The sequence below is a fragment of the Nocardia abscessus NBRC 100374 genome (assembly GCF_000308455.1).
Taxonomy (GTDB): domain Bacteria; phylum Actinomycetota; class Actinomycetes; order Mycobacteriales; family Mycobacteriaceae; genus Nocardia; species Nocardia abscessus.
Map to the genome: position 1 here is coordinate 1 of NZ_BAFP01000138.1, position 7956 is coordinate 7956.

Here is a 7956-nt window from a genome sequence, read left to right on the forward strand (position 1 = left end):
GCGAACACGCCGCGCGAAGGCGCGGCAAATCGAACACAGCAATAATCACAAGGGTGACGTTCAATCCGAAGCTGTGGCGGCCCGTTCCGGGATTCGAGAATCTGACCGACATCACCTATCACCGGCATGTCGAGCAGGGCACCGTGCGTGTCGCTTTCGATCGGCCGGAGGTGCGCAATGCGTTCCGGCCGAATACGGTCGACGAGCTCTACCGGGCCCTCGACCACGCCCGGATGACCCCGGACGTCGGCGCGGTCCTGCTGACCGGCAACGGTCCCAGCCCGAAGGACGGCGGCTGGGCCTTCTGCTCCGGTGGTGACCAGCGCATCCGTGGCCGCAGCGGCTACCAGTACGCCAGCGGCGACACCGCGGACACGGTCGATCAGGCCCGTGCGGGCCGGCTGCACATTCTCGAGGTGCAGCGGCTGATCCGCTTCATGCCGAAGGTGGTGATCGCGCTGGTGAACGGCTGGGCCGCGGGTGGGGGTCACAGCCTGCACGTGGTCTGCGATCTCACCCTGGCCAGCCGCGAGCACGCCCGCTTCAAGCAGACCGACGCCGACGTGGGCAGCTTCGACGGCGGCTACGGCAGCGCGTACCTGGCCAAGATGGTCGGCCAGAAGTTCGCCCGCGAGATCTTCTTCCTCGGCCGCCCGTACACCGCCGAGGAGATGCACCAGATGGGCGCGGTGAACAAGGTCGTCGACCACGCCGAGTTGGAGGACGTCGCCCTGGAGTGGACCGCCGACATCAACGGCAAGTCCCCGCAGGCCCAGCGGATGCTCAAGTACGCGTTCAATTTGCTGGACGACGGACTGGTCGGCCAGCAACTGTTCGCGGGCGAGGCGACGCGGATGGCCTACATGACCGATGAGGCCGTCGAGGGCCGTGACGCGTTCCTGCAGAAACGCGAGCCGGACTGGACCCCCTACCCCTGGCATTTCTGACATGGACATCCTCAGCAGCCGGATCATCCTGCGGCCCGCCGACTACGAGGCCACGCTCGCGTTCTATCGGGACGGGCTGGGACTGGCCATCGCGCGGGAGTATCCCGGCGGCACGGTCTTCTTCGCCGGACAGTCGCTGATCGAGGTGGCCGCGCACGGCGGTTCGGGAAAATCGTCGTCTTTCGAGGGCGCCATCTGGCTCCAGGTGCGCGATGTGTCCGACGCCGCGGCCGAGCTGGCGCTGAAGGGCATCGCGATCGACCGCGCCCCGGTCGAGGAGCCGTGGGGCCTGCACGAGATGTGGGTGCGTGATCCCGACGGTGTGCCGGTCGTGTTCGTCGAGGTGCCGCCGTCACATCCGATCAGACGGGATTCGCGCTGGTCACCGCCGGAGTGACCGTTCCGTTCGGTAGTTCGGCGAGCCGCGCCGAGTTGCCAACCGGACACCCGGCGAGGACGATAACGCTCGGACGGCCACCCGACCGCCGACGTCCGGGCCGGCTGTGTCCGTGTCCCGTCCGACGAGTGAATCGCAGTCTCGATGCCTGTCGTACTTGAGCCCCGATCCGTCCGGGTGGCCGCTGCGTGGTTGCGCGGCTCCGGCACACCGACCCGTTCCGCGCGCGGCGGCGCGGGCATGACACGATCCCTACCGTGAGGGAGCGCACCGAGCGAGCCATGAGCACAGCGGCTCTGGGCACGACGGAGCCGGGCGAACGGCGAGGCACGGCATGAGTAAGACACTGCGAACGTTGGTGATGCCGACGGGGTCCGGTCTCGGCGACGTCATGCCCCACCTGAGGGGGGCGCTGGAAGGTAACGGGGCCGCCTGGCTGCCCATTCCCGCCAGCGACCGGCGCGAGGCCAGACGACTGAGCGACGCCCTCTCGCCCGGCGAGCCGATCGATGACGAGATCGCTCTGGTGGTGACCACCTCCGGCACCACGGGCGTGCCGAAGGGCGCGATGCTCAGCACGGCGGCCCTGCGCGCGAGCGGCACCGCCACGCACGACCGGCTCGGCGGCCCCGGCAACTGGTTGCTGGCCCTGCCGACCCATCACATCGCCGGTATCCAGGTGCTGCTGCGCAGCATCCTGGCCGGGACCGAACCCACCGTGCTGGACGTGTCCGGCGGATTCCTGCCCGAGGCCCTGGCGGGCGCCATCACGGGCATGCGCGGTGAACGGCGGTACACGTCCCTGGTGCCGACCCAGTTGATCAAAGCGCTCGAATCGCCGGTCGCCACCACCGCGCTGGCCCAGCTCGACGCCGTGCTGGTCGGCGGCGCGGCCACGCCGCTGCCGGTCTACGAGCGCGCGCGAGCCGCCGGCATCACCGTGGTGCGCACCTATGGCATGAGCGAGACCTGCGGCGGTTGCGTATACGACGGCGTGCCGCTGGAGGGCACGAAGGTCCGGATCGAAGAGGGCCGGGTCGTGCTGGGCGGTGCGATGATCGCCTCGGGCTACCGCAATCAGCCCGACCATCCCGCTTTCGCCGAACCGGGCTGGTTCCGCACCGAGGACGCGGGCGCCTTCGACAACGGCGTGCTGAGCATCACCGGACGGCTCGACGAGGCGATCACGACCGGCGGCTTGCTGGTGCTCCCGCAGGTCGTGGAGGCCGTGCTGATCAACCACCCGGCGATCAGCGAGGTGGTGGTCCTCGGCCTGCCGGACGAACGACTCGGCCAGCGCGTCGCCGTCGCGGTGATCCCCGCCCCCGGTGCGACGCCCGACCTGGCCGAGCTACGCGAATACGTGTCCGCCGAACTGGACTCCATCGCCGCCCCCCGCGAACTCGCCGTCCTCACCGAGTTCCCCCTCCGCGGCCCGGGCAAGCCCGACCGCGCCAAACTCCGCGAATACCTATTGGCCGAATCGACCCACTAGCACTCGCCCGGCAGGCGCGATACCCCTCTCCGCCACCACCCCTGGCCCTAACGCCGCGCATACGCGACGAAGCAGCCACCGCTCGGACCCGAGCCCTGAAGGTGCCGCGAACGCCGAGCACTGAGGCGTTGGCGTCCACGGCCCGTCTCGCGTCCGAGCGGCCACCGCGCAGGCCGCAACCGCCTACTACCGCTCGCCCCGGCAATCAACCCTCCGACTCGGTGCGCAATCCCTTGAACTCGACCACACACTCGACTCGCCCCGGATTCCGAGCCGAGCAAGACCTAGCATCCGGCCACCACGGCCCGACCCACATCCGAGCAGCCACCGCACAGGCCGCAATCACCGATCACCGATCACCGATCACACAGATGATCAACCCTCCGGCTGCGCACCCGATGCCGTGGGCTCGCCCACGAACGCGCCCAGCTCACCGAAACCCCAGGTTTCGAGCGAAGCGAGACCTAGCATGCGCCGTTCGCGGCGCCGCAGGCGACGCCAAAAGACAGAGCCGTGCAAGAGCCGTGCAAGTTCGACGAACCACAGTTATCGGCATGACTTCATTCGCACCAACTTCAGCGCTCGCCGTCGAGGCGGACGGCCTGGTCAAGGTGTTCGGGGAACAGCGGGCCGTCGATGGCGTGAGTCTGGCGGTGCCGCAGGGCGCGGTGTACGGCGTGCTCGGTCCGAACGGCGCAGGGAAGACCACGACCATCCGCATGCTGGCGACGCTCTTGCGACCGGACGGCGGCAGCGGCCGCATCTTCGGCCACGACGTGGTCGCGGAGCCGACGGCGGTCCGCTCGCTGATCGGTGTCACGGGCCAGTACGCCTCGGTCGACGAGGACCTGACCGCCACCGAGAATCTGATCGTCTTCTCCCGCCTGCTCGGCCTGAGCCGGATCGATGCCCGCCGCAAGGCGGTCGAGCTACTGGAGGAGTTCGATCTCACCGAGGCGGCGAACAAGCCGCTGCGCAACTTCTCCGGCGGTATGCGACGCCGCCTCGACCTGGCGGCCAGCCTGATCGCGACGCCCCCGCTGCTGTTCCTGGACGAACCGACCACCGGCCTGGATCCGCGCACCCGCGCCCAGATGTGGGAGACCATCCGCCGCTTGGTCCGCGAGGGCGCGACGGTGCTGCTCACCACGCAGTATCTGGACGAGGCCGACCAGCTGGCCGACCGGATCGCGGTGATCGACCGCGGCAAGGTGATCGCCGATGGCACCGCCGACGAGCTGAAGGCCTCGGTGGGCGGTTCCTCGCTGCACCTGACCCTCGTCGATCGCGACCAACTGGCCGAGGCACGCCGCATCATCGGCGATTTCCTCGGTGTCGAAGCGCAGATCACCCCGGAGGCCGGGCGGCTCACCGCACCGTTGGCCGACGCGGGCGTCACCGCTGATCTGCTGATCCGCCTGCGGGAGTGGGAGATCGGCGTGGACGAGATCACCGTGACCAAGCCGAGCCTGGACGAGGTCTTCCTCACCATCACCGGTCACCCGGCCGAAGACACCACCGACGATTCCGAGCAGAGCGCGGCATGAGCGTCAGGCCCGCAGGGGCAGCCCGGCCGACAAGGAGCACAGCGTGAGCCTCAGGCCCGCGAGCGGCAGCCCGCATGACCACGTAGGGCCCGCGCAAGCCGAAAGGAACAGAGCATGACCACCATCACCGCGACCGAGGCGCCCCGTGCGACGCCGAAGGCGATTCCCGAAGCGAGCAATCGCATACCGCTCGGCCAGACCGTGGCGAATTCGTTCACCATGGCCTACCGCGGCCTGTTGAAGATCAAGCACAAGCCCGAGCAGCTGTTCGACGTGACGATCCAGCCGATCCTGTTCACCGCCTTGTTCGCCTACATCTTCGGTGGCGCCATCGGCGGCAGCGTGCGGGACTACCTGCCGGTCCTGATTCCCGGCATCCTGGTGCAGACGGTGGTGCTCACGTCGGTCGTCACCGGCACCCAGTTGCGCGAGGACATGGACAAGGGTGTCTTCGACCGTTTCAAATCCCTGCCGATCGCGCGGATCTCGGCGCTGGCGGGCGCGCTGCTGGCGGATATGGTGCGCTACGTCATCGCGACCGTGCTGACCATCGTCGTCGGCGTCGCCATCGGCTACCGCCCGGAGGGCGGCGTGATCGGCGTCGTCGCGGCGGGCCTGGTCATCGTGGTCTGCTCGTTCGCGATCAGCTGGATCTGGGCGCTGGTCGGCGTCACCGGCAAGAGCGCGGCGGGCGTGCAGGGCATCTCGATGATGATCATGTTCCCGCTGACCTTCATGTCCGGCGCCTTCGCGCTGGTGAGCACGATGCCGGGTTGGATGCAGGGGCTCAATCACGTGAATCCCGTGTACTACATGGTGAACGCATGCCGAGGACTGATGAACGGCACGTCCTTCGGCGGTGACCTGGCCTGGTCACTGATCGGCTCGCTGGTCGTCATCGCGATCTTCGCACCGCTCACGGTCAAGGCTTATATGCGGCGGGCGTGAGGCGCGCATGCGAAGCGGTGGCACGCCGGGTGACGAGTGGTCACCCGGCGTGCCACCGTCATGTTCGCGGGCCCGCGCCTGGTCGGTGACTGTTGTTCAATTCCCGCAGCATTCGCAGGATGCGGTCGGCGGAGTCGTTCCGGCGCAGGTGACCGAGGCGGCGGCGGGCTTCGGCGACCTGGCCGGCGCCGAGCTTCGCGGTGGCCGCGTCCAGGTGCCGTTGCCAGCGCATCGAGGGGTGATCCTGACGGCAGAAGACGTTCGCAGCGAGCACCAGCAACTCGAGACCCAGGCCGACCCGGCGGTCGACCGCGATGAGATACGAGCCGATCGCGCAGGCCACGGCGCCGAGCTGCGGCAGGTCCCGATACTGGGACATCATCGGCACGGTGAGTTCGGCCAGCTGCGCGGACAGCGCCGCGCCCGTGTCGGCGGAGCCGTGGATCACCAGCGCGGCGAGCGCCGTCGCACCCAGCATCAGGGCTCCAGGGCCGGGACCGATCGCGCCGTCCGGCCAGCCGAACAGTTCGAGCGCTCGCTCGTAGCGAGCGAGACCGCCCGCGGCGTCACCCTCCGCGAATGCCACCTCGGCCGAACTCTGCATCACGGTGGACAGCAGTCGATTCTGTCCGAAGGACGAGCTTTCCAGCTCCGGCGTGCCGAACGCGAGGTCCAGTTCGCGGCGAGCCTGCTCCAGCTCGCCGCTGCCGACCAGCGAGGCCACCAGCATGCTGCGGGTCTCCACGGTGTCCTCGTAAGCGCCGAGCCGCTGCAGCAAGTCGAGCGCCCGGCGGTAATAGGTCACCGACTCGGCGTACTGGGCGATCTGTCCACAGACCTGTCCGAGGTGCCTGGACACCATGGCCACGCTCCAGACGTTCTCGTGCCCGAAAGCCTCCAGCGCCTTGATCGCGTCGATGCTGGAGCCGCGCACGTCGCCGCCGTTCTCCCGGATGTTGGCCCGCAGCAACAGCGCCGCGGCCCTGGTCTCCGGATCAGCCGAATGCGCCGCCTCGGCGAACAGTCTGCTGAGCCCGCGTCCGTCGGCTCTGGTGAGCACGACCCGGCCGACGAACAGGTTTCGCTCACTGATTTCGGAGTGGTGCCGGAGCAATCGGCGCACGCGCAGACGCAGCTCGGCAAGTTCCCGCATGCTGCCGTCGGTGTAAGCGAGATGCAGGAACATCATCTGGTAGGTGACGAGCACGAGGTCCGGATGCGGGCCCTCCGGGCCGAAGCCGACCGCCGGAACTTCGATGACCCGCTCGGCCCAGGCGATCACTTCCAGGTGCGATCCGCGGATCATCCACAGCGTCGCTACGACCGGGAACACCGTGTACGCCGTCGCGGCGTCGCGGCGTTCGATGCCACAGCGCAGCGCGGCGAGCAAGTTGTCCAGCTCCGCCGCCACGGAGAGCGCGAGGCGGACTTGATCACCGGTCGCATACCGGCTCGCCGCGTCGTCGGCATAGTTCCTGGCCCACCGCATCATCCGGGTGTCGACCGAGTCCGGCTCGCCCGCGACAGCGGCCAGCTGTTCCTCACCGAATTCCCGCACAGTCTCGAGCATGCGATAGCGGGTGCCGTGCATTTCGTCGTCCAGCACGGTGAGCAGCGATTGGTTGACCAGACCGTCGACGGCCGCGGCGACGTCGGTCACGTCGGATCCGCCCGCGACCACCTCGGCGGCCGACAGCGTGAAACCGGCTGGGAAGCGGCACAACCGGCGCAGTGTCGCCTGCTGCTCGGTGTCCAGCAGGTTCCAGCTCCAGTCGATCACCGCGTGCAGGGTGCGGTGCCTTTCGGGCGAACTGCGATCGCCGTGGCGCAGCAGCGCGAACCGATCGGCCAGCCGCTCGTTGATCTCCTCGACGCTCATCACCCGGACTCGGGCGGCGGCCAGCTCGATGGCCAGCGGCAGCCCGTCGAGGGTGTGGCAGAGCTGGGCGACGACCTCCGGGTCCAACCGGACCGCGGGGCGAACCGCTCTGGCGCGCGCGGCGAACAGCTCGGTGGCGGGCGATCCTGCCGGATCGATGGTCAGCGGCGGCAAGGGATACACGGTTTCGGCGGTGATCGTCAGCGGCGAGCGGCTCGTGGTGAGCACGGTCAGCCGGTGCGCTGCGCCGATCAGGTCGGCGACCACCACGGCGACGGCGTCGATCAGGTGCTCGCAGTTGTCCAGGATCAGCAGCATCGAGCGCGCCGACACCGCGTCACGCAACCGCTTGCGCAGATCGACGGTGTGCCCGGAGCGCAGCGCCGCCGTGTCGAAGGTGACGTCGCTGAGTCCGAGCACCGCGGCGATCGCCGCCTCGATCTCCACTCGGGCGTCGCCGCCCTCGGCACGTACCGACGCCAGCTCGACCAGCGCCACCGGGCGGGTGCCCGCCACCCGCGCGCCGAGTTCGTTGGCGACCCTGGTCTTGCCCCCGCCGCCCGGACCGAGCACGGTCACCACCCGGCAGTCTCGCAGCAGGGCGGTGATCGCGGCGAGATCGTCCGTCCGGCCGAGCAGCGCGTTGGGCGCGGCACGCAGGCCGATCCCGGCGGGCTGCGGTTCCGCAGCGACGGAGGCACCGGCCAGAGGCGTCGAATCGGCCGCGAACCCGCTCCGCGACC

Annotated in this window: 6 protein-coding genes; 5 read left to right on the forward strand and 1 reads right to left on the reverse strand. The window is 69.2% G+C overall.

Features of this window, described 5'->3' with window-relative positions; all coding sequences use genetic code 11:
* The first annotated feature begins 53 nt into the window (after positions 1-53).
* The 5 genes from ON19_RS27435 (at position 54) to ON19_RS27455 (ending at position 5334) form a co-directional block, all read left to right on the forward strand.
* Complete coding sequence (locus ON19_RS27435) at positions 54-947, forward strand: 1,4-dihydroxy-2-naphthoyl-CoA synthase (RefSeq protein WP_043698986.1); 894 nt, start codon at positions 54-56, stop codon at positions 945-947.
* 1 nt (position 948) lies between these two features.
* Positions 949-1344: a VOC family protein gene (locus tag ON19_RS27440; protein WP_043698988.1), complete on the forward strand. Its 396-nt coding sequence runs from the start codon at positions 949-951 to the stop codon at positions 1342-1344.
* A gap of 334 nt (positions 1345-1678) precedes the next feature.
* Positions 1679-2839, forward strand: a complete 1161-nt coding sequence (menE, locus tag ON19_RS27445; protein WP_043698990.1) for an o-succinylbenzoate--CoA ligase — start codon at positions 1679-1681, stop codon at positions 2837-2839.
* 554 nt (positions 2840-3393) lie between these two features.
* Positions 3394-4386, forward strand: coding sequence for a daunorubicin resistance protein DrrA family ABC transporter ATP-binding protein (locus ON19_RS27450; RefSeq protein ID WP_043698992.1), 993 nt, complete (start codon positions 3394-3396; stop codon positions 4384-4386).
* 114 nt (positions 4387-4500) lie between these two features.
* A complete protein-coding gene (locus tag ON19_RS27455; RefSeq protein ID WP_043698994.1) occupies positions 4501-5334 on the forward strand; it encodes an ABC transporter permease in 834 nt (277 codons plus the stop codon).
* A gap of 58 nt (positions 5335-5392) precedes the next feature.
* Here the strand turns inward: ON19_RS27455 and ON19_RS27460 are convergent.
* Positions 5393-7956, reverse strand: a 2564-nt coding sequence (locus ON19_RS27460; protein ID WP_051169358.1) for an ATP-binding protein, incomplete at its 5' end; no start/stop codon positions are given.

Excerpts from the sequence above, each read along its gene's own strand:
- ON19_RS27440 (WP_043698988.1), top strand. The coding sequence starts at position 949 with ATGGACATCCTCAGCAGCCGGATCATCCTGCGGCCCGCCGACTACGAG.
- menE (WP_043698990.1), top strand. The coding sequence starts at position 1,679 with ATGAGTAAGACACTGCGAACGTTGGTGATGCCGACGGGGTCCGGTCTC.
- ON19_RS27450 (WP_043698992.1), top strand. The coding sequence starts at position 3,394 with ATGACTTCATTCGCACCAACTTCAGCGCTCGCCGTCGAGGCGGACGGC.
- ON19_RS27455 (WP_043698994.1), top strand. The coding sequence starts at position 4,501 with ATGACCACCATCACCGCGACCGAGGCGCCCCGTGCGACGCCGAAGGCG.